Source organism: Desulfoconvexum algidum, assembly GCF_055382125.1.
Map to the genome: position 1 here is coordinate 6,422,778 of NZ_AP042394.1, position 25,718 is coordinate 6,448,495.

Here is a 25,718-nt window from a genome sequence, read left to right on the forward strand (position 1 = left end):
AAATGCCCTTCAACACACATTCAACAAAAGGAAAAAAAATGAAGGGCCAAGACACAATTGTGACAAATAAAGATCGGGGGAAATGGATCGGACTGCTTGGCAGTGCTGATCTGCAAGACCTTGAAGCGGCAAGAAAAGAGCTTGCCGACAAGGTGGACATCACCTTTGTGGTGAAACCTGAAACCGGCATGATCATGGTCCAGGCAAAAGCAGATGGTTCAAACGGCCGGTTCAACCTGGGCGAGGTCACTGTCTCCCGGTGTGTTCTTGAAGTAAAAAAAAGATTTATGGGCACCTCATGGGTAATGGGGTCTGATCTTCGCCATGCGGAACTGGCAGCTCTCTTTGATGCTCTGCTCCAGGATCCTGATACCCACGACAGATTGGCAACCACCCTTATAAAAGAGCTGAAAGAAAAACAAACCGCGAAAAATAAACAGCTGGCACAGGATGCGTCGGACACACAGGTGGAATTTTTTACCCTGAAAAGGGGCGAATAATGGGACAACTGATGCAAAAAGGGTTTCAATCGGAAACATTTGACAGCCAGGCGGTTTTCAGAACAGTCTTGGATGCCATGGCAACCCCCGGAAAAATCATGGAATTGCCCATCAAAATAGGGCCTCCGAAAATGATAGCTCCTGCCTCAGGCGCCATTCTCATAACACTCCTGGATTTTGAAACCCCGTTGTGGTCCGATCTTGCCCATGATTCAGAAGCCATCCAATGGCTTCGGTTTCATACCGGTGCCCCCTTTACCCAGGTAAAAAAAAATGCCGCCTTTGCCCTGTGCACCGATGATAAAAACCTTGGGGACCCGGGACACTTCAGCCCTGGAACCATTGAATCCCCCCAGGAATCGACCACCCTCATCGTTCAGACAAGGGGGATTGATGAAAGGAGTTCCCTTCGGTTAAAAGGTCCCGGCATCCAGACCCACACCAATCTGAAACTCACCGGGGTACCCAACCGGTTTTTCGAGAAAAGAGCCAAAATTTTGAATACCTATCCTTTGGGGGTGGACATGATTTTTGTCTGGGACACCATTTTTGTCGCCATCCCCAGAACCACCCTTCTGGAGGTTTTATAATGTATGTTGCTGTAAAAGGGGGGCAAACCGCCGTTAGAAACTCCCGGCGCCTGGTTGCCCGGACAAGACGGGGGCCTGAAACGGTTCCGGAAATCGGTGCGGACCAGATCGAAAACCAATTGGGTCTTTCCGTGGACCGGGTGATGGCTGAAGGTGCCCTCTATGACCGGCGGGCGGCTGTCCAGGCCATCAAACAGGCCCAGGGAGATCTGGTGGAAGCTGTTTTCCTGGTTCGGGCCTATCGAACCACCCTGAAACGATTTGGCAACTCAACCCCGGTGAACACGGAAAGAATGAGGGCCATCCGACGGGTATCCGGTGCATTTAAAGATCTTCCCGGCGGACAGATCCTCGGCCCCACCTATGATTACACCCACAGACTCATTGAGTTTGACACAGACAAGGATGCGGACAAACAAGCACCAAAAGAGGTCGGCGAAAAAAAACACACAAACAAGTCGCATACCAGAGAAGGGAAGGGGGCTCAAACCACGGAACCCCTGCACCGGGTTACAAAAATACTGATCCAGCAGGGATTAATGGAAAAAGGCACAGGCGATCTGATCGGAGAGCCCACCCAGGATCTGACCCGGCAGCCCTTGAAGATTCCCGCCGGAAGAAGTATCCGCCTCCAGGCCCTTGCAAGAGGGGATGAAGGTTTTTTGCTCAGCTCGGCCTATTCCCTTCAACGGGGATTTGGATTGGATCGCCACCCGTTTCTGGGAGAACTGCGGGTGGGGTTTGTGGCGGTGCTTTACACGCCGCCGGAACTGGGATTTGAGATCAAAATCGGAGAGATCAAAATCACCGAATGCTTTATGATCAACCGGTTCAATGGGGGAAAGAACAAGGCCCCTGGCTTTGAAAACGGCTATGGGCTGGTCTTTGGCCAGAATGAAAGAAAGGCCATGTCCGTGTCTCTTCTGGACCGCTCCCTGCAAAACGCCGAAAACGGCACGGAGGTGAAATACCCGGGCCAGGACCAGGAGTTTATTCTGGCCCATTCAGATAATGTGGAGGCCTCCGGATTTGTTCAGCACCTGAAACTGCCCCATTATGTTGATTTCCAATCAGAACTCCTGTCCGTGAGAAACCTTCAGACCCCTCACCCAAAAAAGCAATTAAATACCCGAAAAAACACTATAAAAACAGGAAAATAAATGCCTTCACTCTATAATTTTGCCTACCTGGATGAACAGTCCAAGCGAATGATCCGGCGGGCCATCTTAAAAGCCATGGCCATCCCCGGCTTCCAGGTGCCCTTTGGCGGGCGGGAAATGCCCCTGCCCTATGGCTGGGGAACTGGCGGCATCCAGCTTACCGCCTCCCTTCTGGGCAAACAGGACGTTCTCAAAGTCATTGACCAGGGGTCCGATGATACGGTGAATGCCGTGAGCATAAAAGATTTTTTCAAGCGAACCGCTGCTGTTGAGATCACCGAAAGCACCCCCCATGCCACCCTCATCCAGACCCGTCACAGAATCCCGGAAACCCCCTTAACAGCAGGACAGATAATGGTGTACCAGGTTCCCATCCCAGACCCCCTGCAGTTTATCGAACCCAAAAGACCTGAAGCTGCTAAAATGCATGCCTTTGAGGAATACGGGGCCATGTACGTGAAGCTGTATGAGGACATTGCCCGCCATGGCCGCATTGTCACGGCATTTGATTATCCGGTCCGGGTTCATAACCGGTATATCGCAAGCCCTTCGCCCATTCCCAAATTTGACAACCCCAAACTGCATCTATCCCCGGCCATTCATCTTTTTGGGGCGGGCAGGGAAAAAAGGATCTACGCCATTCCCCCCTATACCGATGTGGTCAGCCTTGATTTTGAAGATTATCCCTTTACGCTTGAAACCTGGGACGAATCCTGCGCCATTTGTGGATCCCCCACAAGTTTCCTGGATGAAATCATCATGGATGACCAGGGAAATAGGATGTTTGTGTGTTCGGATTCGGAATATTGCCAAAATACGTTGAAAAAGGGGGACCCATGTCAAAAATAACCCCAAAACAAAGCCCCAAAGAAACCCTGCCCCTGCTCCGGGTTCAAAATCTCTCCAAATTTTATGGACGAACCGTGGGCTGCCACGAGGTAAATTTTGAATTGGACAAGGGAGAGGTCATCGGGATTGTAGGGGAATCAGGATCGGGCAAATCCACCCTTTTAAAATGTCTTGCCGGAAAAATCCCCCCCACCAACGGATCTGTGTTTTTCAATTCCGATCAGGGGTTTCTGGATCTTTGCAAAGCGGAGGAGGCCCTGTTGCGAAAAATCATGCGATCCCAGACAGGGTTTGTGACCCAGAATTCTGTTGAGGGACTTCGAATGAATATCAGTGCCGGGGGCAATATAGCCGAGCGACTGCTGGCCAACGGCATGCGAAATTACAGCCAGATCCGACAAATTGCAAAGGACTGGCTTGAAACCGTTGAAATTGACAGCGCCAGAATGGATGATCTGCCCACAACCTTTTCCGGTGGTATGCAGCAGCGCCTTCAGATCGCGGCCAACCTGGTGACAGATCCCAAAATTATTCTCATGGACGAACCCACGTCAGGGCTGGATGTCTCGGTCCAGGCAAAACTCATTGATGTGTTGAAAAAGCTGGTGAATAGGCTGAACCTTTCCATGATCCTGGTCACCCATGATCTGGCCGTGGCAAGACTTTTGAGCCACAGGCTCTATGTGATGAAGGAGGGGAAAATTGTGGAGTCGGGCCTGAGCGACCAGATACTGGATGACCCCAGAGAGCCCTATACCCAGCTGTTGGTCTCGTCCATCTTAAAACCCTAAGCCAAAGGAAAAAAATTGGACCCCATATTAAACATTATCAATGTGTGTAAGGATTTTGTCTTCCACCACCAGCAGGGAACACAAATTATAGTGTTGGAAAATTTTTCAATGAAATTTTTCCCCGGCCAGGCCAGTGTCCTGATAGGCCCATCCGGATCCGGAAAATCTACCCTGCTACGAATGATTTATGCCACTTACAGAACCGGCAAGGGTAACATTCTTATCCGCCACCGGAAACAAAGTGTGGATATCGCCGCAGCTTGCCCTGGTTTGATCTATGAAATCCGCAGGGAAACCATCGGTTATGTCAGCCAGTTTTTAAGGGTGGTACCGCGGATATCTGCCCTGGACACGGTAATAGAGCCCTTGATCTTGAGGAACATGGACCCGGATCTCGCCCTGAAAAAAGGCAGACAGATCCTGGCCCGCCTAGGAATCCCGGAAAACCTCTGGAACCTGTCCGCCTCCACCTTTTCAGGCGGCGAGCAACAGCGCATCAACCTGGCCCGTGGATTTATTGCCCCCTATCCGATTTTGCTGTTGGACGAACCCACGGCATCCCTGGACCCCAAAAACCGGGCCATCGTCCTGGAACTCATTCAGGAAGCGGTTCAGAACGGATCTTGTGTCCTGGGGGTTTTCCACAACCGCTCCGACCAGGAAAAAATTGCAGACAGGACCATCGACCTTTCTTAAAATGGCCTGTCCCCAAAAAAAATCTCCCCAAAACCCCATCAGCCAATGGAGGCGTAACCATATGCAAACACTTATCACCGGCGGTCCCCTGTTTGACGGCACCAGACTTTACGACCAGGGATCGCTTCTCATTGAAAATGGTATCATCCAAGAGGTTTTTCAAACCGAAGTGACCATTGCCGGGGCAACCTGCATCCACACCCAGGGCGATCTGATCATGCCGGGCATTGTGGATCTGCACTCGGACAGCCTGGAAAGAAGCATTGAAAAACGAAAAGGGGTGTTTTTTGACATTGAGTTTGCCATTTTGAATCTGGACCGGCAGCTGGCCGGCTGCGGCATCACCTCCTTTTGCCATGCCGTAAGCTTTGCCGACAATGAGCTGGGCTTAAGATCCCCCACAGAAGCGGAACGCTGTGTTCGCAGCATCAAGGCCTTCCAGGCCTCGGGCCAGGCATTGATCAAACACCATACCCATCTTCGATACGAAGTGGGGTCAAAATTAAGCTTTCATCTCATCAAAGCGCTCGTGGACGAGGGGCTTGTGGACATGATCTCCATCATGGACCATACACCGGGCCAGGGCCAGTTCAAATCCATGGAAGCGTATATGCGCTTTCACAAGGCGGAATATGACCTTCCCCTGGATGAAATTGTTGCAAAAGCCACGAGAAAACAGGGAAAAAACCATCTGGCATGGGCGCTGGTGGCGGATCTTGCCCAGATCGTAACAGCAGCCGGAATTCCCATTCTCAGCCATGATGACGATACAGAAGATAAAATAAATCTGATTGAGGCCATGGGGGTTTCTGCCTGTGAATTCCCCGTGACCATGATTGCGGCCAAACGGGCAAAGCAATTGGGCTTATCGATGTTCATGGGGGCACCCAACCTGGTTCGGGACGCATCCACCAACGGCAATCTCAAAACCTCGGACCTGCTAAAAGAGGGGCTGTGCACAGGGCTTGTTTCCGACTACTACCCAGAATCCCTGGTCCAGGCATCTTTCATGGCTGCCATTTATACCGGTCTTGAAACGGCACTTTCCACGGTTACCTCGGGCCCCGGGGCTTTTTTAAACACCCCCACCCGTCCCGGATTTTTGACCCCGGCTGCCGATGCAGACATTATCATTGTGAACCAGAATCACACCTGGGCACATATTACACAAGCATTTGTGGCAGGCAGAATCATCTTTCAGGTCGAAAAGCCCCCCTATTCCTCCCACACCCCCAAACTATTAAAAGGAGCCTAAAAATGGACGCTACCCAAAAAAATGTACTGGAGATCAATCGGCTCACCAAAATTTATCCGGGAGATGTGACCGCCGTCAACAATGTCTCATTCTCGGTAAAACGAGGAGAATTGATTGCCGTCCTCGGTCCCTCCGGGGCGGGAAAGTCTACCCTGCTTCGGTGCCTGAACCGGCTGATTGCCCCCACCAACGGAGAGGTTCTGGTGAACGGCCGGGATATCACCCAATGCCGGGGCAGATCATTGCAGCAGCTTCGAAGTGATGTGGGAATGGTTTTTCAACAGTTTAACCTCATCCCCCGGCTCACCGTGTTTGAAAATGTTCTGGCCGGAAGACTTGGGCATACGGGCAATCTGTTCTGGTCCACGGCCTCAGTTTTCAGAATCTTCAGCGAAAAGAACAAACAAGCAGCCTTTGATGCCCTGAAAAAAGTGGGCATTGAACACCTGGCCCCCAAGCGGGCGGACAGTCTTTCCGGCGGCCAGCAGCAACGGGTGGCCATTGCCAGAACCCTGGCCCAGGAGCCGGCCGTTATCCTGGCGGACGAGCCCGTGGCAAGCCTGGACCCCGCCAGTTCCCAAAGGGTATTGGGTATCTTAAAGGTGATTTGTGATTCAAAGGATATCCCGGTCATTGTCAACCTTCACCAGGTGGACCTGGCCCAGCAGTATGCCACCCGAATTATCGGTATCCAGGACGGAGCGCTTGTCTTTGACGGAAAGGCCTCAGATTTTACCCTGGACATCGCCAAACGGATATATGGGGCCCAGTTTGAAACCTGCCTGTGTACCCCAGAAACAAACCAATCTGCTGCAAACCAATTTGCAGCAGCGTAAGTCGCGACAGCATAAATTGCAGCATAACAAGACCGTATGAAAAACAAACAATTAAAACCAGCAGTTTAACTATTATTCTTTAATGGAGAACCATCAAAATGAAACACTCTTGGAAAATTTTTATGACCCTTTTTTGTTTGACCATGGTAATGGCAAACACCTCTTTTGCAATGGAAAAATGGCCGGATAAAATTAGGCTCGGCCTCATCCCCCCAGAAGGGGGGGCCGATATCCAGGTCCGGTTTAAACCGCTGATCGACCATCTTGAACGAGAGTTGGGAATCAAAGTTGAAACCTTCTCCGCTTCCGATTACGCAGGTATCATAACCGCCATGGGCCACAAGCACATTGAATTTGCCTACTTTGGACCCAAAAGTTACGTGGAAGCCTCTGCCCGGTCCGGTGCCCAGGCCCTTGCCCTTGAATTGAACAGCAGTGGTGAAAAAGGATACTACGGAATTATCGTCACCAAGAAGAGCTCCAATATCACCACGTTGGACCAGGCCACGGACAAGACCCATAGTTTTGCCTTCACCGATCCCAACTCCACCTCGGGCTGCCTGGTTCCCAGCGTTCTTTTCTACAGAGACCTTGAAACCCCTCCTGAAAAACTCTTCAAGGAAGTATCCTTTTCCGGTTCCCACGGTGCCAGCATCCTGGCCATAAAAAACGACAAAATTGATGTGGCCGCCACCAATAATATCGATTTTAACCGAATGATTGAAAAAGGGGCCATCTCCAGCGATGATTTCAATATCATCTGGAAATCGGAACTGATCCCGGGAGCGCCCATGTGCGGAAGACGAGACCTTCCTGCCAGCCTGAAAGCGGCCTTTACCGGGGCGCTTATGTCCTTTAACTTTGATAAACGAGGGTTGGCAAAGCTGCAGAACGGCGGATATGCACCGGTGGATGATTCCACCTATGACGTGGTGCGGTATATGAAACAACTCAAAGCAAAACTACAGGCAAAGAAAGGAAACTAAACAATGAACAAGGGATATCGATATTCGGCCGCTGGTGCGGGTTTTATGCTCATTGCAGGTTTCATCCTTCCGTGGCTGGGCAAGAATCCCTTTCATTTTTCCGGCGTTTCCTTTGCCATGCTGGGATATGGGTTTTTGGCAATCTTGCCTTTGTCCGGCGTTGCGGTCATGTATTTTGCCCTGGCAAAAGACCGGCAGCAACCCGGATACCTCCTCTACCCCTGCATGGCAGCCCTGCTGACCTTTGTACTGATGAGTTCATTGGTTGTGTTTTCAGACGCGGGTGCTCTGGCCCTCAACTGGCCGGCAGAGGCAATGGACACCCTCAGACTCAAACAGGGGGAAAACCTGATCCTGCTCAACCCCATCCAGGATTTGGGGATGGGCGCACTCCTGAACATCCTGGGAATAGGTCTGCTTTTCCTGCTACCCCTCATGAACCAAGGTGTTTTCCAGGCGACACGGAATAAAAATCAGGACTCCTATAAACACGTCATACAAGAACCAAAAATCCAGGTGGCCTATAAACGGTTTGGACAGACGCTGGCCCTGATGGTTGTTTTGGCCATCACCTATGCCTGGTGCGGGATCAGCCCGGCCAAGCTATGGGAAAATAGGGGAAATGCCCGGGAATATCTTTTTGGGAGGCAGTTGTCCGAAAGCGATATGGCCTATGTCAATGGCCAGAAAGCCAGAGCCGCCCAGATAGAAGCCGCAGGCAGAGCAGAAGAGGTGATGTCCAACAAATACCGGGGAGTTGCCTATTCAAAACAGCCCAAACCCCAGGAGAAAGCCCAGGAAAGAGCTAAACTCACCCAGGCGTTTTTGTCGAAAATGAGCCCGGAAGAACGCATCTCCCTTGGAAACGCTTCGGAAAAAAATGCCCTCAAGGAGAAAAAAGGGGGGTATTTCCCGCCGGAAACCTCCCCCATAAAGATAAAAGGTTATCTGGTGGCCCTCGTGGAAACCATTGCCATTGCCATATGGGGAACACTGCTGGCATTGGTCTGTGCCATACCAGTCTCATTTTTTGCCGCCAAAAACACCCTGGCCCTGATCATCTCCTCGGACGACCTGCGATCCAGATCTCTGAGAACCAGTATCACCTTTGGGGTTCGCAGGTTTTTGGATTCCTGCAGGGGATTCAACGAATTTGTCATGGCCCTGATCTTTGTGGCGGTCATCGGCCTTGGCCCCTATGCCGGGATACTGGCCCTCTGGATCCATACCTTCGGCGTCTTAGGCAAAGTATTTTCCGAACAGATTGAAGCCATCGAATCAGGCCAGGTGGAAGCCCTTACCAGCACCGGTGCCAACCCTATCCAGACCATTGTCTTTTCAGTGATGCCCCAGGTACTGCCCGGCCTTGTCTCCTATACCCTGCTGCGGTTTGAATCCAATGTCCGAAGTGCGGCCATCCTCGGATTTGTGGGGGCAGGAGGAATAGGCTTTCTCATCTTTGACAAACTCAACGGCTATCTGTTCCGGGAGGTCTGCACCATGATGATCATTATTATCATGACCGTGGGCATCATCGACCATTTCTGCGGTAAAATCAGAATGAAATTTATTTAACCGTTTTACTTAAAAGACGTATTTAACAGGAAAACTTTGTATGAATATCATCGGCAGTAAAATTGACGAAGTCCGGATTGACGGATCTCTGGAACGCTTCACAAGGGACCTTGAACAACTCAGCGCCATGGGGATTGGGGCGGTTGAGCTGCCGGCCCATGGGCTGGACCTAGTGATAAACGGAAGGCTCAACCTCAAACGGCAGGCGGCGGTCCTGGAGATTTTAAAGAATTTTAACTTTGCCTATTCCATCCATTCCCCCAATCCCATCAACCTCATGGACAAAAATGAAACCCTCCATGCCGATGTGCTGCTCGCCACCCTTGAGTTTGCCAGACAGATCAAGGCTGTGGCTGTTGTCTACCATGCAGGCCGGTTCATCCCGGAGGAAGAGTTCAACATTTTCCCGGTCAGGGGTCTCGCCCAAAGAGAACGACAGGAACTTCTGGAACGAGAAGCCCTCGTGTTACAGTCCATTTCCGCCCAATATCCCGATGTGAATATTGCCATTGAAAATGCCAGGCCCTATTTAAGCCAAAGCCCATACTGCTATGGAGAATTCATTGACCAACTCAAAAATCAGGTGGAGGCCGTTAACAAAAAAAACGTAAAAATCAACCTGGATTTCGGCCATCTGTTCATGACCGGCAGCTTCCACGGCTATGATCTTATAGAAGCTGTGGAAAGCATCCGCCACCTGGTAATCCACACCCACATCCATGACAATTTCGGTGGCAGCGTCCACCACTGGGAAAAACAGCAGACCCACCAACTTCCCTTTGGCAAAGGAGATTCCCACATGCCCGTGGGCTGGGGCATCATCCCCATCAAATCCATCTTGGATATTTTGCTGCCCGACTATAAAGGGCTGCTCATGATGGAACTTCGCAACCGGTATTTTGACGCCATCCCAGAATCAAAACAAAACCTGACAGAGCTTTTAGTCCCTAGGTGAATACCCTGATTTTCAGCGGATACACGATATGGACATCCGGCAGCGAAACAACAGGCTTATATCCCTGAATTGTTTTACGACTATTCAGATGCCCAGATTCCGGTTGTTGATTATTGGAATTGATTTTTTTTCAAATTGTGTTGCGGAATCATTGGTGAGCTATACTTAAAATTAGCCCTAAAGATAGCTATCCAGCCCTTTTTTCAGTGAGATCAGGTCCATTTTTTTTATGATTGATGCCACGAGTTGGGTTAATCTACTCACCCAGTCCAATAAATTACATTTATGTATGTCTATAATTACCTTTTTGTCTTTATTGGGGCTATTTTTGATTTGTTAATGTGCGGGCAAAATTTTTTATATAGTTCTAAGTGATCGGATTTAAATTGTAAATTCTTTATAGCTCGTAAATTCCACAGTTTTATTCAGGATATGGCCCGATGTATGCAAAGTAGAGTCACCTGTTGTGTGCAGGTAAATGTGAAGATACACCTCAATTTGCTGTGTTGTTTAACCTTAGTCCAAGGAGTAAAAAATGAAAAATTTGTTTAAAGTGTTTCTGGTTTTAGTAATTGCGTGTTGTACCTACGGCATTTCATTTGCCGATGGGATAAAAAAAATCCGTATTGGTACGGAAGGGGCTTACCCTCCTTTCAATCTTGTTGATAAGGATGGCAAACTCCAGGGGTTTGATGTGGATATTGCAAAAAAATTGTGTGAAGCGGCTGGTGTGGAATATGAATTTGTGGTTCAGGATTGGGACGGTCTTATTCCCGGGCTGAAAGCAAAAAAATACGATGCCATTATTGCATCCATGGCCATTACCGAAGAACGGAAAAAACGGGTCGATTTTACGGATAAATATTATATGACCCCCGCCAGATTTGTTACAAAGAAAGGAAACGCCTTCGAATTTACAAAACAAGGTCTTAAGGGTAAAACCATTGGTGTGCAGCGGGGTACCACCCATGAAAATTTTATTCGTGATAACTTTGGTGATGTGGTTCGGATTAATTCATACGCCACCCAGGATGAGGCCAATATGGATCTTGTCTCCGGACGGGTGGATCTTGTCATTGCCGATTCAGTTGTTTTGCTTGAAGGGTTTGTCAATACAGACGCAGGTAAAGATTTCGAATTTCAAGGCCCTGGCTATACCGATGAGAAATGGTATGGCAGCGGTATCGGAATCGCTGTAAGAAAGGGCGATACAGAGCTGGTCAGCCTTTTAAACAAAGCGATTAAAAAGATCAGAACCGATGGCAGCTATCAGAAAATCAATGGGGAATATTTTGATTTTGACGTCTATGGTAATTAATTGAGATCTTGTTTGCCGGGGTCTTTATTTAAATTTAGATAAATATTTTTTTATCTAACGGCCCTAGCAAACGATAGGTTGTTTTTGAAACAAAAGTAGAAATTATGTCATTAAAAATTATGCAAACAGGAAACCCCTTTGGTTGTCACCGTGTTCTAAACCCCCTGGGGGTTTTGCCACAGCCCGCTGAGAAAATAGACAACGATTTAGAAAGGGTCTGGGACAATGAAATACTCATTGATGTACAGTTTTTGAATATAGACTCAGCAAGCTTTACCCAGATGAAAGCCACGGTGGGATGTGATGAAGAAAAAATTAAAGATAAAATTCTGGAAATAGTCGATCAACGCGGCAAAATGCACAACCCGGTTACCGGTTCCGGCGGTATGTTAATCGGTACCGTGGAATATGTGGGAGACAAACTCACCGATAAATGCCCGCTTAAGAAGGGTGACAAAATTGTCAGTTTGGTTTCCCTGTCCCTTACGCCGCTTAGAATTGATGAGATTATAAAGGTGAAAAACAAGACAGACCAGGTTCAGATACGAGGCAAGGCAGTCCTTTTTGAAAATTCTCTTTATGCAAAACTTCCCGATAATTTACCTGAAACCCTGTCCCTTGCCGTATTGGATGTCTGCGGTGCCCCGGCACAGACAGCAAAGCTTGTCAAGCAGGGAGATACCACGGTTATTATCGGTGCCGGCGGAAAGTCCGGTATTTTATGTGCCTGGGAGGCCAGGCGTCGCGCAGGTGTCACGGGTCGGGTGATCGGTATTGAATTTTCCGACACAGGGATTGATGCCCTTGAATCACTTAATCTCTGCGATGAGGTGATCAAGCTGGATGCCACAGATGCCCTGACCTGTTTTGATACAATTTCTCAAATCACCAAAGGGATGCTGGCCCATGTGGTGATCAATTGTGTCAATATTCCCAATACCGAGTTGGCTTCTATTATGATGTGCCAGGATGGGGGCAAAGTTTACTTTTTCAGCATGGCAACTTCCTTTACAAAAGCGGCATTGGGTGCAGAAGGCATTGGAAAAGATGTGGAGATGATCATCGGAAACGGATACACCAAGGGGCATGCCGAGATCGCATTGAATATCATGCACGAGTCCCAAACAATCCGAAAAATGTACGAGAAACTTTATTGTTGAAACCCGAAATTTTAGCTCAGGCCCAGGGTATTGAATCAACACGCAAATAAATCATCAAAAGGCAGGCGTTTCCCATGGAATTAAATACAACAACTCAATTGGAACAAGGTGTTGCCCCAAAAAGAGACCTGGCAATTTCTGTTGAAGATCTTTATATGAGTTTTGGCAGTAACACGGTTTTAAAGGGGATTTCATTTTCCGCCCGCAAAGGGGATGTGATTTCCATTATAGGACCGAGCGGCTCCGGAAAGAGTACCTTTCTGCGGTGCACCAACCTTCTGGAAATCCCGGATTCAGGCAATCTTGTCATTAATCAAGAAAAGATCGATTTTGGAAAAAAATCAGAGAAACCGCGCAAAAAGAAACGTTTACCCGTCTCCCAAAAAAAGGTTGACCGTATACGAACCCAGTTGGGGATGGTTTTTCAGCATTTTAATCTCTGGAGTCATATGACGGTTCTCGAAAACATTATGGAAGCCCCTGTCCATGTGCTGAAACGAAACAAAGATGAGGTACGCGATATGGCAATGGATATCTTGGACAAGGTGGGGATTGCCGACCGTGCAAACTATTATCCCTGCAACCTTTCCGGAGGCCAGCAGCAGCGGGCAGCCATTGCCCGGGCCCTTGCCATGGAGCCCGATGTAATGCTCTTTGACGAACCGACGTCGGCACTGGATCCTGAGCTTGTGGGAGAAGTGCTTCAGGTGATCCGAAAGCTTGCAGATGAGGGACGAACCATGATTATGACCACACATGAGATGGATTTTGCCAAACAGGTCTCCTCCCAGGTACTTTTTTTCGATAATGGAATTATCGAGGAACAAGGCAAACCCGATAAAATTTTTGTTACCCCTGAATCAAAACGCTGCCGTGAGTTTCTTTCGCATTTTATGGGATAATCCTTAAAACACTTAGGCAAAAGGAGAGGATATGCTGAATATTGACGGTTATGGTGGTTTGCTTCTGGAAGGGGCAAAACTTACGATTTACATCAGTTTGTGCGCCATGGTGGTTGCCATGGGCTTCGGCCTTTTAGGTGCCTGGGGCAAATTGTCTGGAAACAAAGTTGCGGCGTTGATTGCCGAAATTTATACACTTATTATCAGAGGGATACCCGAACTGGTACTTATTTTGCTGGTGTATTACGGGGTGCCGACCCTGATACAGGATGTGGCGGGGTTGCTGCATAAAGAGGTTTACATCGATTTAAACCCCTTTGTAGCAGGCGTTGTCACCATTGGTTTTATTTACGGTGCCTTTTCCACGGAGATCTTCAGGGGGGCTTACCTGGCCGTTGAAAAAGGGCAGATTGAAGCGGCCCATGCCTGCGGCATGGGCCGAATGCTTACTTTCAGGAGAATTATTCTTCCCCAGATGTGGCGGTTTGCCATACCCGGACTTGGCAATGTCTGGATGATCCTGATCAAGGCAACGGCTTTGGTTTCGGTGATACAATTACCAGAACTCATGCGCAATGCAGATATTGCGTCCCGGGCCACAAAGCAGCCGTTTACCTGTTATTTTGCCGCATCCCTGGTGTACCTTATGATCTCCTGTTTTTCCTATTTATTTCAATCTCGTGCCGAAGCATGGGCAAACCGAGGGATAAGGAGCGTATAATGGATCTGGAAATAATTGTGGATAATATGGCGCGGCTTCTCAACGGCGCTTTTCTTACGGTGGAGCTTACCAGTATCAGCCTGGCTTTGGGGCTGGTTCTTGCAATCTTAATTGCAGTGGCCAGGGTGTCAAAGAACGGCTGGATCAGGATTCCTGCGTCCTGCTTTAATTTTTATTTTCGCGGTACCCCTCTGCTGGTCCAAATCTTTCTCATCTATTACGGCAGCGGCCAGTTCCAGGAGTTTTTTACAAAAACAGGGTTGTGGTATTTTTTCAAGGAAGCCTATTTTTGTGCCGTTCTTGCTTTGATGCTCAATACGGCGGCCTATACCGCAGAAATTCTCCGTGGCGGAATCCAGGCCGTTCCCGCCGGTGAAATAGAGGCTGCCCAATCCCTTGGATACTCCGGTGTGCGGCTGTTTAAAAGGATTATACTGCCCAAGGCGTTCAGAATTGCATGGCCCGCCTATACCAATGAGGTTGTATTTTTATTCCAGGCCTCTTCATTGGTGTCCATTATTACAATCATGGATCTTACAGGGGTGGCACGGTCGATCTCCGCAAGAAGTTTTGCTTTTTACGAGTTGTTTTTAGCTGTGGCCGTAATCTACCTGATCATTGTTTATGGGGTGCTTTTTATTTTTAAGCGGGTTGAAAAAAATATCAATAATTACCTGTATCAATAATTACCTATTATCAATAGGGAACTGCCGTTGATTATAATCGGTCAAAGGAGTCATTTTGCCATGGGATGGGAGCCCGATAGTACAAGAAAAACCAGTATATTAAGAGAAGCTGCCTGTCTGTTCAGGGAGAAGGGGTATAACGGATCAACCCTCAGGCAGCTTGCAACGCGGGTGGGTATAAAGGGAGGAAGCATTTATCATCATTTTGCATCCAAGCAGGAAATTCTCTTTATGATCATGAAGTACACCATGGGCAATCTGATCCAAAGGGTAAGACAGGAGATTGAAAATGAACAGGGGGTCCTTGATAAACTGCGCAGCGCCATGCGCTGTCACATTGAATATCACACCATTGATGCGGATGAGACCTATGTTACCGACGCTGAACTTCGGAGTCTGTCTGCTGATAATTATAAAATCATAGTGGGTATGAGAAATAATTATGAAGCGGTTTACAGGGATATTCTGCGAGAAGGACGGGCTACCGGGGTCATGGAGATTACAAATCTATCCATCACCTCCCGTGCGCTGCTGCAGATGTGTACCGGGATCTCTCTTTGGTACAGACCTGACGGGCCTTTGACCATCAATGAAATTGAAGATACCTATATGGATCTGTTTTGCCGGGGGGTATTGGCAGATCGCCTCGGCTGATATTAAATTATGGAAACATATTGTTTCATTGGATCAGATAAAAATTCGGGCAAAACAACGGCATTTAACTTCATCTACGGTAAAATCTGCAAACAGATGAAGAACAGCGCCGTGTGCATCACCTCCATCGGTATAAACGGTGAAAATATAGATCAGTATGAGGGAAGTGTTAAGCCGCGGATTCTCATACGCAAGAAAAGCTTTTTTATAACCTTAGACACCCATTTAAAAGGTCATACCGGCAAGTATGAGATGATCGAGGTGTTCAAGATCCCTGATTTTACACAGACCTATATTCTGGGGCGTTGCCGGGTTGCTTTTGAAACCCTTCTTGAAGGTCCCAACACCGGCCCTGAGCTCATTCGATTAAAGTGTCGTGTGGCTTCCATTCTTTCCGGGGAAAGCTATCTGTTGATCGACGGATCCATTGACCGGCAGTTTATTGCCAATCCAATCATCAGTGACCGGGTGTACGTTTCTGTCCTTTTTTCAAAAAGCCGGCCCCTAAAAAAAACAACCGCCTTCCTTGATGCCATCACCCTTGCCGGATGCAATCATGAAATTGCCCAGGTGATTGGCAATGAAAAGCGTGATAAAACCAAAACACTGCTTTTGGACGAGGCCGATCGGATAATTTACCACGGGGAGCAGGCCCCTTTTTGCGATAAAAATCTTTGCCTCCATTGTATGGAAAGGACCGGGGTGAAAACCACGCTTTACCTTAACGGCGCGCTGACAAAATCCCTTTATGGTTTTTTAGCGCCCTTGGGGAATCTGACACTGGTGCTTGATAATTTTACCTATTATCAGGGCGCCTGTGTTCTGCCCGGCAAAGCAATCACTTTCAGGCCTTTGATCCAAGTGCTCGCCCCTGTCAAGGTGGGCAAGATTTTTGTAAAGCAGGAGATGGATTACAGCGGCCAGCTGCTTGCCCAAGATTTACCGGCAGTCAATCTTTTTAGAGGGGACCCCCATGAAATTGGAATTTGAGCAAGATTTTGTTACCAATGCCCTGAACAGGGAACTTGATTTCAGGCTTTTTCTTGATCTTTTTGACCTGAATATCCCGCTGATTCCATCCAAAATACTAAGGCCCATGGACAAACAAAGCGGCATTGCCCATTTTACTGCCCTTTCTGAGGTGGCAAGCTTTTTTACCGGCCAACAGATTAAAGTGCTTACAGAAGAAAGCGGTGAACTGCCCAATCTGGACGAGCTGATGCCGTTTTTTCAATCGGGGACACTGGAGCAATACCACCTATTTGAACTGGGGCGTTTTTTAATGGTAAACAAAAGGCTGGTACATCAGGAGAAAAAATTTGCCCTGGCTTCCGGGTTGGACGGGTATTTAAATGAGATGTATACCCTTTTATCCGAATATACACGAGACAATTTCTCCTCGTTTCTGGCCGGTGATGACCAAGCCCCTATACAACAGGCAATGGATGAAGTAAATGCGGGTTTGAAAAAAAAGCTGCTGGAATATGAAGACAAAATTTTTAAGGCCACCGGGCTTAAAATGATCTACCCCTATCCCAAGGAGGTTCACATCTCCCCTGGGAGGGCAGAAAAGATACGAAAAACTGAGCTTTTATCGGTTGTCAATCAAGATGATATCTTTCATATTGACTATCAGCCGGGACAAACCATACGGGACCTTGTGAAAAAACAAGACCAGCTTGTGGCCCAATTGTCCTGCCTGATGGAAAAAAAATTGGGAGAGCTGAATCTTCGCTTGCTGCCATTTTACCAAGGGTTTAAAAAATATTATGATCTGCGCAAAAAGCGCACATGGCGTTATGCAATTCTTTTTGTGAAAAATAGCTGGGGGTTTGCCCTTCCAAGTTTTACGGCCAATAGATGCACCATTAAAAAAGGGTATGTGTTTGGGCTCAAACAACGGAAAAAAGAAAAGTGTATCCCCTTGGACATCACCCTGGATCAAGGGGCCAATGTTCTTTACGGGGCGAATATGAGCGGCAAGACCACGGTATTGAAGACCGTTTATTTTCTTCTCACCTTGGTGCGGGCAGGGCTTCCAATTCCCGCCCAGGCCCTTGAGATTGACTACCCCGAAGATCTGTCCATATTGCTCAAGTCCTCGGGTGACCTTCATTCAGATATATCCAGCTTTGGTGAGGAAATTTGTTTTCTGACCAGCAGCCGGTCGAAAAAGGGGTATTTGCTGTGTGATGAGCTGTTCTTGTCAACGGACCCGGTAAACGGCGCCCGGTTATCGCGTATTTTTATTCAGGAATTTGCCCATAGCGATATGTTTTTTTTCTGCTCCACCCATTATCCCCAGGTGCTGGATATTCCGGGGATCGGCCTGTTAAGAATGCAAGATCCCAATCTTGCCTGCCTGGCAAAGCAGAAGATAGACCTGGATCATCTTCAAAAGATAATGCCTTACAGGGTTGAACAAATTTGTGGGGATGTGGGAGAATCAGCCGTCAGTCAGGACCTGACCCCCCTTCACATCGCTTTGCTCTTTGACCTTCCCCATGGAATTAAGGAGAAGATCAGGCAAAAAATTGATGAATTCACAGGTGATGGTTTTGAAAATAAACAATTGCATCTCCGGGAAAAACCGAAAAAAAATTAAGAACGATTCAAATAACTTAGCAAAAAGGGTATTCATATGGCTCACATTCAGTTAGACAGCGATCAGATCAAGCGGCTTAAAGGCCTTGCAAAAGAGATCGCCGACCAGGTCCAGACGATGATAGATAACTACTCTACGGTTTCCGTTGAAAGGGCTGTTTTACGGCTTTACGGGGTTGACGGCGTTGATGAGGATGGGACGCCTTTGCCCAACATATTGGTGGATATTCTTAAGGAAAAAGATCTGCTCAAATCAGGGGCTTCCATTCAATTTGCCGCGGCAATGCTTGAATCCGGCAGGGATGTGCAAACCACGGCTGACCTGATTGAACAGGGGAAAATCGATTTTGGAACTATCAACCGGTTCTCCCATGGGCAGGTGAAGGCAAAGGAAAAAGAACTGGTCCAGACAGCCATGGCGGTTTTAGACGGCACACGTGTGGCCAAACGGGCAAAACAAAAAAAATACCCTTTGGGGGAACAGCCCTGGAAGTATATGATTGTCGCCACCGGCAATATCTATGAGGATCGGCTGCAGGCCCAGGCGGCCGCTAAATCTGGAGCGGATATCATCGCTGTGATCAGAAGCACGGCCCAGTCGCTGCTGGACTATATTCCCCATGGCCCCACCACCGAAGGGTTTGGCGGGACATTTGCCACCCGGGAAAACTTCAGGATCATGCGCAACTCTTTGGACCAAACAGGTGAGGATACAGGCCGTTATATTCGTCTGGTCAACTACGCTTCCGGGCTGTGCATGGCTGAAATAGCGGCCTGTGCCGCCCAGGAAAATCTGGATATGCTGCTCAATGATTCCATGTACGGCATTCTTTTCCGTGATATAAACATGAAACGAACCTTTGTTGACCAGCATTTTTCACGATTGATCTGCTCACGGGCCAACATTATCATCAATACCGGCGAGGACAATTACCTTACCACCGCTGATGCCGTTGAGAACGCCTTTACCGTAACCGCTTCCCAGCTTATCAATGAAGCCATGGGGAAAAATTCTCTTTTGACAAACGATCTTCTCGGGATAGGACATGCATTTGAGATAAACCCTTCCATTGAAAACGGTTTTCTGTATGAGATCGCCCATGCACAGCTTGCACGTCAGCTCTTTCCCGATGCCCCTCTTAAATACATGCCCCCCACAAAATATAAAAGTACGGATATTTTCTTTTCCCATGCCATGGATACCATGTTCAATCTGGCGTCTGTTGCAACCGGCCAGGGAATTCATCTGGCAGGAATTTTAACCGAGGCCATCCATACCCCTTTGATGCAGGATCGTTTTCAGGCCATCTCTTCGATAAACTATGTGTTTAATTCAGCAAAAAATTTTGGTGATGAGATTGAATTCAAAAAAGACGGTATCATTTCAAAACGGGCAAGCCTGGTGATGGATCAGGTGGAAAAATTTCTTTTGGATATTCGAGATAAAGGGCTTACCAGCGCCATTGCCCAGGGCCAGTTTGCCGATATTAAACGTGCCGAGGACGGCGGCAAGGGCCTGGACGGTGTTTTTAAAAAGGGCCCATCCTATTCAAACCCGATTTTAGAACTAATTGAACAACAAGGAGTGATCAATGACGGATGATATAATCAAGCCCTATGGGGATACGCTTAATGACGGTATGGTTCAATTGGCATTTACCCTGCCGGTTCCCAACGGGCCCCGGGCAAAAAAAGCCGCACAGATGTATGTGGCCAAACTGAATTTTACAAATATTTTAGTCTCCCATGCAAGGGAGATCGCAGAAAATTTCACCTATTTTGTTGTGTACGGGAAAGCAATTCCTGAACTTGATTTTTCTACGGTGCACGCCAGCGAAGCCAGTGTTGAACGCTTGGATTTTTATCAGATCAATGAACTGATAAAATCAAAACTCAACAGAGCTGTGAGGGTTGTTGGCGCCTCCATCGGCAGTGATGCGCATTCTGTGGGAATTGATGCCATCATGAATATGAAAGGCTACGACCAGGACTATGGCCTGGAGCGGTATCCGCAGCTAAACGCCTTTAATATGGGGGCCCAGGTTCCCTGTGAGGAACTTTTTAAAAAAGCCGTTGCCGAAAAAGCGGATGTCATTCTTGTATCACAAACCGTGACACAAAAAGAAACCCATATTACAAATTTCACCGAGATGATTGAATTGCTTGAAGCAGAAAAGGTAAGAGACCGGTTTATCCTGATTGCGGGCGGGCCGAGAATTACCAATGATCTGGCCGTGGAACTTGGCTATGACGCCGGGTTTGGTCCCGGCACAAGGCCCTCCCATGTGGCCTCTTTTATTGCCACAGCCATGGTGAAGGCCAGGGGCAGAATATAATTTTATGAACATAACTTTTCAGGAGATAAAAATGAAATATCCGGCAGAATCTTTAATACGATTACGTATGAGTGCCCATGATGCCCATTATGCAGGGGAGCTTGTGGACGGGGCGAAAATGATGAACCTTTTTGGAGATGTGGCAACGGAACTTCTGATTCAATATGACGGAGATGAAGGCCTTTTCCGTGCATACAGTTCCGTGGAGTTTTTCGCTCCGGTGCGTGTGGGGGATTATATTGAAGCCCGGGGCCGTATTATCAAGACAGGAAACAGCTCCAGACAGATGGCGTTTGAGGCCTGGAAGGTGATCTCTTCCTGCCCTGAAAATGGCCAAAGCGCGGCACAATGCCTTAAAGAACCCGTGCTGGTATGCAAGGCTATCGGCACCTGTGTTACACCCAAAGCGTGTCAGAGGTTCAGCCATGACCGATAACCCGCTTGTTATCTCTGCCGCCATTGTGGGAGCGGAACTGGACAAAAGCACCTATCCTTGGCTTCCCCTGACACCCGATGAGATCGCAGATGCTGCCAAGGAGGCGGTCAACGCCGGGGCCAGCATCATCCATCTCCATGTGCGGGATGAAGAGGGCAGGCCCTCCCAGCGGGTGGATCTTTTCCAGACGGTCACCGAAAAAATTTATAATCGGTGTGATTGTATTGTCCAATATTCAACCGGGGGTGCCGTGGGAACTAACCTTGAAGATCGCTTCGCACCCCTTTGTCTGAAACCGGAAATGGCAACCCTGTCCATGGGAACCATGAATTTTGGTTCAGAAATTTATGAGAACAGTCTGCACACCATCAGCAAAATCTGCGCCGAGATTGTCAAACACGGGATTATGCCCGAACTGGAAGTATTTGATTACGGGATGATGGATACGGTGGCCCGTTTTATAAAGCTTGGAAAAATCGGGGAGAAATTTCATCTGGGCTTTGTTCTCGGTGTTCCCGGCGGCATGGCTGCCACCATTAAAAACCTGATTCTTTTAACCGATCTTCTTGAAAAGGATCAAAGCTGGTCTGTCGCCGCCATGGGACGAGCTCAACTGCCCATGACCACCCATGCCATTGCCATGGACGGCCATGTCCGTGTGGGTATTGAAGACAATATCTATTACCGGAAAGGAGAGATGACAGCCTCCAGCGCACAATTGGTTGAACGGGTGGTGCGAATTGCCCGGGAGTTGGATCGACCGGTGGCAGATGTTGAAACGGCCAGAAAGATTCTTTCCATAAAAAGGGCTTGATCATACGATCGGCCAAGAAAAAAGAAAATATCATTAAGGCGCAAGATCAAAAAAACCATCCGCTGCTATAAAATTGTAAACACCCGAGTTTGAAATATGAACAAGTGACCAATTTCTGCTACGGATGCCTTTACATAAAGGATAGGTTTATTCAAGAAGTATTTACTATTAAGCCAAGTCCTGTCCAGGAAGTCTTTTTTAGGGGAATTCTCTTTGCAGAAATGAAACGGGCGCAAATACTCGACAACAAATGGATTCTATTGATATCGACCCTTTCTTTTTGCTTTCTTCATCTCATATACAGACACCCGCCACTGCTCCTTATTGCATTGATAAGCGGATTGACCTGGGGAATTATATTCACAAAATGGCCCAATATCTGGGGGATTGCAATCTCCCACTCCCTGCTCGGGGCTCTGGCAATATTTCTTGACGTGATTTGAACCTAGGGCCGCAAATCTTATAACTTGAATGAAATAGCTTGCCTTTTTGCCCATCTGCCGAAGATTGGATATCTGTTAAAACCAGACAGATCGGGTGTGAAGCCAAGCCTTTTTCTGCCCGATCCTAATGGATTCCTAACAAAAATTGTTTATCTTTAAATAGCAATTGAATTTTATCAGGAGGTATTATGAATAAAACAATCGGTTTTTTAAGCATATGTCTGGTGGCGTCTTTGTTTTTTTTGTTTTCCTCTTGCGCTGAGAAAGATGAAAAAACAATCCACATCAGTGGTTCAACCACCATTGAGCCGTTTATGAAAAAAGTGGCAGCTCGGTATAAGCGACCAAACGACACAAAGATCACCATCACAGCTCCCGGTTCCATTGGCGGGATAAATTCTCTTCTTGACGGCTCGTGTGATATTGTCATGTCCTCATCGGACCTGCTACCACATCATCAACTTTCTGCAAAAAACAAGGGAATCAAAATTAAATCCTTCCTGCTGGGGGTTGATCTTATCGTCCCCATTGTAAATCCGGGAAACAAGGTATCCAACATTTCCTTTGATCAATTAAAAGCGATTTATGGGGGGAAGATCCGAAACTGGTCAGAACTGGGGGGAAAGGATGCATTGATAGAGGCGATTCATCGAAACAACGACTCTGGGACAGCTGCCGTCTGGCACCGCATCTTTGCCCCTGAAACTCATGTGACAGGGAAAACACTGGTTTCCAACAGTTCTGTTCTGGCATACATCGCGGCAGATGAAAATGCCATCGGGTATATCAGTCACTCTTTTATAAATTCGGAGATCAAACCGCTTCGGGTGGATGGCGTTGGCATTGGAAACAAGGAACTTTGGCATAAAAGTCATCCCATAAAGAGACCTCTTTTTCTATATGTGGATGAAAATAAATTTACAGGGAGCGTTAAGACATTCATCATTTTCACCCTCATGGACAAAGAGGTCAAAAAAATATTCCAGGAGAGTGGATTCTTTTCTTCAGCCATTTTTTTTGGATGGCAATAATTTCATCCGGGCTTATCTGATCGATTCCCTTGTTCACGGCAGCATCAAATAGTAAAGTATTCATAGGTATGATGGTCTTTTTAAATATAACAGCTGCCAACTGAAACTTTTTTAGTATCACTCAAAAAATGGACAAACACAATATGGAACCATCTTTTTTTGAAATGATAATTTTCACCCATATCATTGACAAAAGGCCAGTGCCTGTCCTATTTTCACTCTCAACCCTTGGAATCTACTGAGATTGGGAAATTGAATTTATGAAGATAAAGTACTGGTGGCTGGCCATCCGCCCCAAAACCCTTCCGGCAGCGGTCTGCCCCGTCCTGGTGGGTGCAGCCTGTGCAGCATCTGACCTCACCTTTTCATTTTTAATTTTTGCGGCTGCATTGGCAGGCGCTGTGCTGATACAGATTTCAGTGAACCTGGCCAATGATTATTTTGATTTTAAACACCATATCGATACCCCGGACAGAAAAGGGCCTGTCCGGGTGACCCAGAGCGGTTTGATCAAACCGGAAACGGTGAGAAATGCCTTTATACTGACCCAGGTTTTAGCATTGCTGATAGGCTTCTTTCTCATCTTTGAGGGAGGGCTGGTGATTCTTTTCATCGTCATTGCCTCCCTGGTCTGTGTGGTCTGCTACAGTGGAGGGCCTTACCCCATCGCATCCAACGGCCTTGGAGAGCTTTTTGTCTTTATTTTTTTCGGCCCTGTGGCTGTCTGCGGCACCTATTATCTCATGGCCGACAGCATCTCCTTTTCAAGCATTGCAGCTTCCCTGCCGGTGGGATGTCTGATCACGGCCATCATTGTGGTGAACAATTTAAGGGACATTGACACCGATGCCAACGCCGGCAAACGGACCCTTGCCGTCATCCTGGGACATTCCAATACCAAAACCGGGTATGTCGCCCTAATCCTGATCTCTTTTCTAATGCCCTGCCTGATGTTTGCAACCGGCCGTTATACAGGTTTTATCCTGCTGCCCCTGGCGGTTTTCAAGATCTCCTTTCCTTTGTTAAAAACCATTTCCGAACAAAAAGGGGAGGTGATGAACCGCTGCCTTGCCGACACAGCCAGGCTGTCACTCATGTTCAGTCTCCTGTTTTCAATCGGTCTTCTTGCCGGTTAGAACCGAATAGGCGTTTCGATAAAAAGGTTGCACCGATTCAAAGGGGGAAATTTTTACCAGTTGAACCCAAGCAGCAAGTTCAAATTTGTTGTAAGAATTAGTTCTTTTTAGTTTGTTTAACCATATATTTTTATCTTACCTTGACATAAGCCACCAAAAATCATAACTGAATTGCCATATTAATAATGGAAATATGCTGTTGTCAACACAGGTAAGGGAGGGAATCATGGCGCAAAAGATAAGAGTGTGGACGGGTGTTCTTCTTTTGACCCTTTTAATCCATGTCTTTGGACCCAATGCAATTGGCAAGGAACACCCGAACAGCCGCATGGTAATGGACCAGGCTGGCCGCCAGGTAGTGATACCGGGAGTGGTCAATAAAATTGTCACCACCTTTAAACCCGCCACCTTGTGTGTGCTTTCCCTGGGACTTGCACCAAAGCTGATTGGCGTTGATACCTCTTCTAAACGGGATCGATTGTCCAAAACGGTTTTCCCGAAAATAAATCAAGTGACCGGCATCGGCAACAAATCCATGGGCATCAATTTTGAAACCCTGGTCAGCCTGGAACCGGATCTGGTGATTCTCTATTCCCAGAAGGACGGGCTTCAAATGGCGAATCGCCTGGCTATCCTGAACATTCCCGCCATTGTAATTTTGCCGGAAAGTTTTCAGACCATCCAGCTCTCCCTGGAACTCATTGCCCGGGCCGTGGGAGGGGAAACCAATATTTTGGCCGTGGAACAGCAGATGGACAACCTGCTCCACCTGATCCGGGAACGGCTCAAAGATCTTCCCCAAGAAAAACGGAAAACCGGTTATTTTGCCTCTTCCAGGGGGATGTTCAGCACCACCACCGGCAACATGCTCCAGCATGAAATTTTTACCACTGCCGGCATTGAAAATGTATCCGGGGAGCTGACCGGCTATTTCCAGGATATTTCTCCGGAGCAGCTGTTTCGCTGGAATCCGGACCTCATGGTGTTGTCCCGGCACATGAAAAGAAGCGAAGCCGCGCGGCTTTCCAACAAAGCCTTGTCCCGGGTGACCGCCATCTCAACCCGACAGGTCTTTCGCTGCCCTTCCTCCCTGTCCCCCTGGGATTTCCCTTCTCCCTTGTCTGTGCTGGCAAGTCTCTGGCTGGCAAAACGTGTCTATCCGGACTATTTTTTTGACATTGACCTTCTGGACAAAATCAATGAATTTCACAGGGTCCTGTTCGGCAAAACAATGGATGAAATGGGGGGAAGCCTGGATGATACCATTCAATGGGAACGATGATA

The 25,718-nt window shown here is 47.7% G+C and carries 27 protein-coding genes; all 27 read left to right on the forward strand.

Features of this window, described 5'->3' with window-relative positions; translation table 11 throughout:
* The first annotated feature begins 38 nt into the window (after positions 1-38).
* The 27 genes from phnG (at position 39) to ACZ45G_RS29010 (ending at position 25,716) form a co-directional block, all read left to right on the forward strand.
* Complete coding sequence (gene phnG, locus ACZ45G_RS28880; protein ID WP_464174057.1) at positions 39-500, forward strand: phosphonate C-P lyase system protein PhnG; 462 nt, start codon at positions 39-41, stop codon at positions 498-500.
* Positions 500-1,090 carry a phosphonate C-P lyase system protein PhnH gene (phnH, locus tag ACZ45G_RS28885; protein ID WP_464174058.1) on the forward strand — a complete coding sequence of 197 codons (591 nt, stop codon included), beginning with the start codon at positions 500-502 and terminating at the stop codon, positions 1,088-1,090. Before phnG ends, phnH begins: the two co-directional genes overlap by 1 nt.
* On the forward strand, positions 1,090-2,250 hold the full coding sequence (locus ACZ45G_RS28890; protein WP_464174059.1) for a carbon-phosphorus lyase complex subunit: 1,161 nt from the start codon (positions 1,090-1,092) through the stop codon (positions 2,248-2,250). The genes phnH and ACZ45G_RS28890 overlap by 1 nt, the downstream gene beginning before the upstream one ends.
* The gene (locus ACZ45G_RS28895) at positions 2,251-3,099 is read left to right on the forward strand and encodes an alpha-D-ribose 1-methylphosphonate 5-phosphate C-P-lyase PhnJ (RefSeq protein ID WP_464174060.1); all 849 of its coding nucleotides are present in this window, start codon (positions 2,251-2,253) and stop codon (positions 3,097-3,099) included.
* The gene (gene phnK / locus ACZ45G_RS28900; RefSeq protein WP_464174061.1) at positions 3,087-3,890 is read left to right on the forward strand and encodes a phosphonate C-P lyase system protein PhnK; all 804 of its coding nucleotides are present in this window, start codon (positions 3,087-3,089) and stop codon (positions 3,888-3,890) included. The genes ACZ45G_RS28895 and phnK overlap by 13 nt, the downstream gene beginning before the upstream one ends.
* A 15-nt stretch (positions 3,891-3,905) precedes the next feature.
* Positions 3,906-4,586, forward strand: a complete 681-nt coding sequence (gene phnL, locus ACZ45G_RS28905) for a phosphonate C-P lyase system protein PhnL (protein WP_464174062.1) — start codon at positions 3,906-3,908, stop codon at positions 4,584-4,586.
* A 61-nt stretch (positions 4,587-4,647) separates the two neighbouring features.
* Positions 4,648-5,841: an alpha-D-ribose 1-methylphosphonate 5-triphosphate diphosphatase gene (locus tag ACZ45G_RS28910; RefSeq protein WP_464174063.1), complete on the forward strand. Its 1,194-nt coding sequence runs from the start codon at positions 4,648-4,650 to the stop codon at positions 5,839-5,841.
* A 2-nt stretch (positions 5,842-5,843) separates the two neighbouring features.
* Positions 5,844-6,677, forward strand: coding sequence for a phosphonate ABC transporter ATP-binding protein (phnC, locus tag ACZ45G_RS28915; protein WP_464174064.1), 834 nt, complete (start codon positions 5,844-5,846; stop codon positions 6,675-6,677).
* 122 nt (positions 6,678-6,799) lie between these two features.
* Positions 6,800-7,663, forward strand: a complete 864-nt coding sequence (gene phnD, locus ACZ45G_RS28920) for a phosphonate ABC transporter substrate-binding protein (RefSeq protein ID WP_464174065.1) — start codon at positions 6,800-6,802, stop codon at positions 7,661-7,663.
* Between the two features lie 3 nt (positions 7,664-7,666).
* Complete coding sequence (phnE, locus tag ACZ45G_RS28925; protein ID WP_464174066.1) at positions 7,667-9,238, forward strand: phosphonate ABC transporter, permease protein PhnE; 1,572 nt, start codon at positions 7,667-7,669, stop codon at positions 9,236-9,238.
* Between the two features lie 40 nt (positions 9,239-9,278).
* Positions 9,279-10,193 (forward strand): sugar phosphate isomerase/epimerase family protein, encoded by a 915-nt coding sequence (locus ACZ45G_RS28930; protein WP_464174067.1) that lies wholly within the window; start codon positions 9,279-9,281, stop codon positions 10,191-10,193.
* Between the two features lie 535 nt (positions 10,194-10,728).
* Complete coding sequence (locus ACZ45G_RS28935; RefSeq protein ID WP_464174068.1) at positions 10,729-11,511, forward strand: ABC transporter substrate-binding protein; 783 nt, start codon at positions 10,729-10,731, stop codon at positions 11,509-11,511.
* Between the two features lie 104 nt (positions 11,512-11,615).
* On the forward strand, positions 11,616-12,671 hold the full coding sequence (gene kdd / locus ACZ45G_RS28940) for an L-erythro-3,5-diaminohexanoate dehydrogenase (RefSeq protein WP_464174069.1): 1,056 nt from the start codon (positions 11,616-11,618) through the stop codon (positions 12,669-12,671).
* Between the two features lie 74 nt (positions 12,672-12,745).
* Complete coding sequence (locus ACZ45G_RS28945; RefSeq protein WP_464174070.1) at positions 12,746-13,573, forward strand: ABC transporter ATP-binding protein; 828 nt, start codon at positions 12,746-12,748, stop codon at positions 13,571-13,573.
* Positions 13,574-13,604: 31 nt separating this feature from the next.
* A complete protein-coding gene (locus ACZ45G_RS28950) occupies positions 13,605-14,294 on the forward strand; it encodes an ABC transporter permease (protein ID WP_464174071.1) in 690 nt (229 codons plus the stop codon).
* Positions 14,294-14,980 carry an ABC transporter permease gene (locus tag ACZ45G_RS28955; RefSeq protein ID WP_464174072.1) on the forward strand — a complete coding sequence of 229 codons (687 nt, stop codon included), beginning with the start codon at positions 14,294-14,296 and terminating at the stop codon, positions 14,978-14,980. Before ACZ45G_RS28950 ends, ACZ45G_RS28955 begins: the two co-directional genes overlap by 1 nt.
* Positions 14,981-15,040: 60 nt before the next feature.
* Positions 15,041-15,634 carry a TetR/AcrR family transcriptional regulator gene (locus ACZ45G_RS28960; protein WP_464174073.1) on the forward strand — a complete coding sequence of 198 codons (594 nt, stop codon included), beginning with the start codon at positions 15,041-15,043 and terminating at the stop codon, positions 15,632-15,634.
* 9 nt (positions 15,635-15,643) lie between these two features.
* Positions 15,644-16,624, forward strand: a complete 981-nt coding sequence (locus ACZ45G_RS28965; RefSeq protein ID WP_464174074.1) for a hypothetical protein — start codon at positions 15,644-15,646, stop codon at positions 16,622-16,624.
* Positions 16,608-18,239 carry a MutS-related protein gene (locus tag ACZ45G_RS28970; RefSeq protein ID WP_464174076.1) on the forward strand — a complete coding sequence of 544 codons (1,632 nt, stop codon included), beginning with the start codon at positions 16,608-16,610 and terminating at the stop codon, positions 18,237-18,239. Before ACZ45G_RS28965 ends, ACZ45G_RS28970 begins: the two co-directional genes overlap by 17 nt.
* A 36-nt stretch (positions 18,240-18,275) precedes the next feature.
* The gene (gene kamD, locus ACZ45G_RS28975) at positions 18,276-19,841 is read left to right on the forward strand and encodes a lysine 5,6-aminomutase subunit alpha (RefSeq protein ID WP_464174077.1); all 1,566 of its coding nucleotides are present in this window, start codon (positions 18,276-18,278) and stop codon (positions 19,839-19,841) included.
* Positions 19,831-20,574, forward strand: a complete 744-nt coding sequence (kamE, locus tag ACZ45G_RS28980) for a lysine 5,6-aminomutase subunit beta (RefSeq protein ID WP_464174078.1) — start codon at positions 19,831-19,833, stop codon at positions 20,572-20,574. Before kamD ends, kamE begins: the two co-directional genes overlap by 11 nt.
* A gap of 31 nt (positions 20,575-20,605) precedes the next feature.
* On the forward strand, positions 20,606-21,010 hold the full coding sequence (gene kal, locus ACZ45G_RS28985) for a 3-aminobutyryl-CoA ammonia lyase (protein ID WP_464174080.1): 405 nt from the start codon (positions 20,606-20,608) through the stop codon (positions 21,008-21,010).
* Entirely contained in the window at positions 21,000-21,824 is an 825-nt protein-coding gene (locus ACZ45G_RS28990) for a beta-keto acid cleavage family enzyme (protein ID WP_464174081.1), read from the forward strand. Before kal ends, ACZ45G_RS28990 begins: the two co-directional genes overlap by 11 nt.
* A gap of 104 nt (positions 21,825-21,928) precedes the next feature.
* Positions 21,929-22,267 carry a CPBP family glutamic-type intramembrane protease gene (locus ACZ45G_RS28995; RefSeq protein WP_464180049.1) on the forward strand — a complete coding sequence of 113 codons (339 nt, stop codon included), beginning with the start codon at positions 21,929-21,931 and terminating at the stop codon, positions 22,265-22,267.
* 188 nt (positions 22,268-22,455) lie between these two features.
* Positions 22,456-23,298 (forward strand): phosphate ABC transporter substrate-binding protein, encoded by an 843-nt coding sequence (locus ACZ45G_RS29000; protein WP_464174082.1) that lies wholly within the window; start codon positions 22,456-22,458, stop codon positions 23,296-23,298.
* A 260-nt stretch (positions 23,299-23,558) separates the two neighbouring features.
* Entirely contained in the window at positions 23,559-24,434 is an 876-nt protein-coding gene (locus ACZ45G_RS29005; RefSeq protein WP_464174083.1) for a 1,4-dihydroxy-2-naphthoate polyprenyltransferase, read from the forward strand.
* Positions 24,435-24,660: 226 nt separating this feature from the next.
* Complete coding sequence (locus tag ACZ45G_RS29010; protein ID WP_464174084.1) at positions 24,661-25,716, forward strand: ABC transporter substrate-binding protein; 1,056 nt, start codon at positions 24,661-24,663, stop codon at positions 25,714-25,716.
* Positions 25,717-25,718 lie beyond the last annotated feature (2 nt).

What these genes read in the sequence shown, in the direction of transcription:
- phnG (WP_464174057.1), top strand. Translation starts at nt 39, where the DNA reads ATGAAGGGCCAAGACACAATTGTGACAAATAAAGATCGGGGGAAATGG.
- phnH (WP_464174058.1), top strand. Translation starts at nt 500, where the DNA reads ATGGGACAACTGATGCAAAAAGGGTTTCAATCGGAAACATTTGACAGC.
- ACZ45G_RS28890 (WP_464174059.1), top strand. Translation starts at nt 1,090, where the DNA reads ATGTATGTTGCTGTAAAAGGGGGGCAAACCGCCGTTAGAAACTCCCGG.
- ACZ45G_RS28895 (WP_464174060.1), top strand. Translation starts at nt 2,251, where the DNA reads ATGCCTTCACTCTATAATTTTGCCTACCTGGATGAACAGTCCAAGCGA.
- phnK (WP_464174061.1), top strand. Translation starts at nt 3,087, where the DNA reads ATGTCAAAAATAACCCCAAAACAAAGCCCCAAAGAAACCCTGCCCCTG.
- ACZ45G_RS28910 (WP_464174063.1), top strand. Translation starts at nt 4,648, where the DNA reads ATGCAAACACTTATCACCGGCGGTCCCCTGTTTGACGGCACCAGACTT.
- phnC (WP_464174064.1), top strand. Translation starts at nt 5,844, where the DNA reads ATGGACGCTACCCAAAAAAATGTACTGGAGATCAATCGGCTCACCAAA.
- phnD (WP_464174065.1), top strand. Translation starts at nt 6,800, where the DNA reads ATGACCCTTTTTTGTTTGACCATGGTAATGGCAAACACCTCTTTTGCA.
- phnE (WP_464174066.1), top strand. Translation starts at nt 7,667, where the DNA reads ATGAACAAGGGATATCGATATTCGGCCGCTGGTGCGGGTTTTATGCTC.
- ACZ45G_RS28930 (WP_464174067.1), top strand. Translation starts at nt 9,279, where the DNA reads ATGAATATCATCGGCAGTAAAATTGACGAAGTCCGGATTGACGGATCT.
- ACZ45G_RS28935 (WP_464174068.1), top strand. Translation starts at nt 10,729, where the DNA reads ATGAAAAATTTGTTTAAAGTGTTTCTGGTTTTAGTAATTGCGTGTTGT.
- kdd (WP_464174069.1), top strand. Translation starts at nt 11,616, where the DNA reads ATGTCATTAAAAATTATGCAAACAGGAAACCCCTTTGGTTGTCACCGT.
- ACZ45G_RS28945 (WP_464174070.1), top strand. Translation starts at nt 12,746, where the DNA reads ATGGAATTAAATACAACAACTCAATTGGAACAAGGTGTTGCCCCAAAA.
- ACZ45G_RS28950 (WP_464174071.1), top strand. Translation starts at nt 13,605, where the DNA reads ATGCTGAATATTGACGGTTATGGTGGTTTGCTTCTGGAAGGGGCAAAA.
- ACZ45G_RS28955 (WP_464174072.1), top strand. Translation starts at nt 14,294, where the DNA reads ATGGATCTGGAAATAATTGTGGATAATATGGCGCGGCTTCTCAACGGC.
- ACZ45G_RS28960 (WP_464174073.1), top strand. Translation starts at nt 15,041, where the DNA reads ATGGGATGGGAGCCCGATAGTACAAGAAAAACCAGTATATTAAGAGAA.
- ACZ45G_RS28965 (WP_464174074.1), top strand. Translation starts at nt 15,644, where the DNA reads ATGGAAACATATTGTTTCATTGGATCAGATAAAAATTCGGGCAAAACA.
- ACZ45G_RS28970 (WP_464174076.1), top strand. Translation starts at nt 16,608, where the DNA reads ATGAAATTGGAATTTGAGCAAGATTTTGTTACCAATGCCCTGAACAGG.
- kamD (WP_464174077.1), top strand. Translation starts at nt 18,276, where the DNA reads ATGGCTCACATTCAGTTAGACAGCGATCAGATCAAGCGGCTTAAAGGC.
- kamE (WP_464174078.1), top strand. Translation starts at nt 19,831, where the DNA reads ATGACGGATGATATAATCAAGCCCTATGGGGATACGCTTAATGACGGT.
- kal (WP_464174080.1), top strand. Translation starts at nt 20,606, where the DNA reads ATGAAATATCCGGCAGAATCTTTAATACGATTACGTATGAGTGCCCAT.
- ACZ45G_RS28990 (WP_464174081.1), top strand. Translation starts at nt 21,000, where the DNA reads ATGACCGATAACCCGCTTGTTATCTCTGCCGCCATTGTGGGAGCGGAA.
- ACZ45G_RS29000 (WP_464174082.1), top strand. Translation starts at nt 22,456, where the DNA reads ATGAATAAAACAATCGGTTTTTTAAGCATATGTCTGGTGGCGTCTTTG.
- ACZ45G_RS29005 (WP_464174083.1), top strand. Translation starts at nt 23,559, where the DNA reads ATGAAGATAAAGTACTGGTGGCTGGCCATCCGCCCCAAAACCCTTCCG.
- ACZ45G_RS29010 (WP_464174084.1), top strand. Translation starts at nt 24,661, where the DNA reads ATGGCGCAAAAGATAAGAGTGTGGACGGGTGTTCTTCTTTTGACCCTT.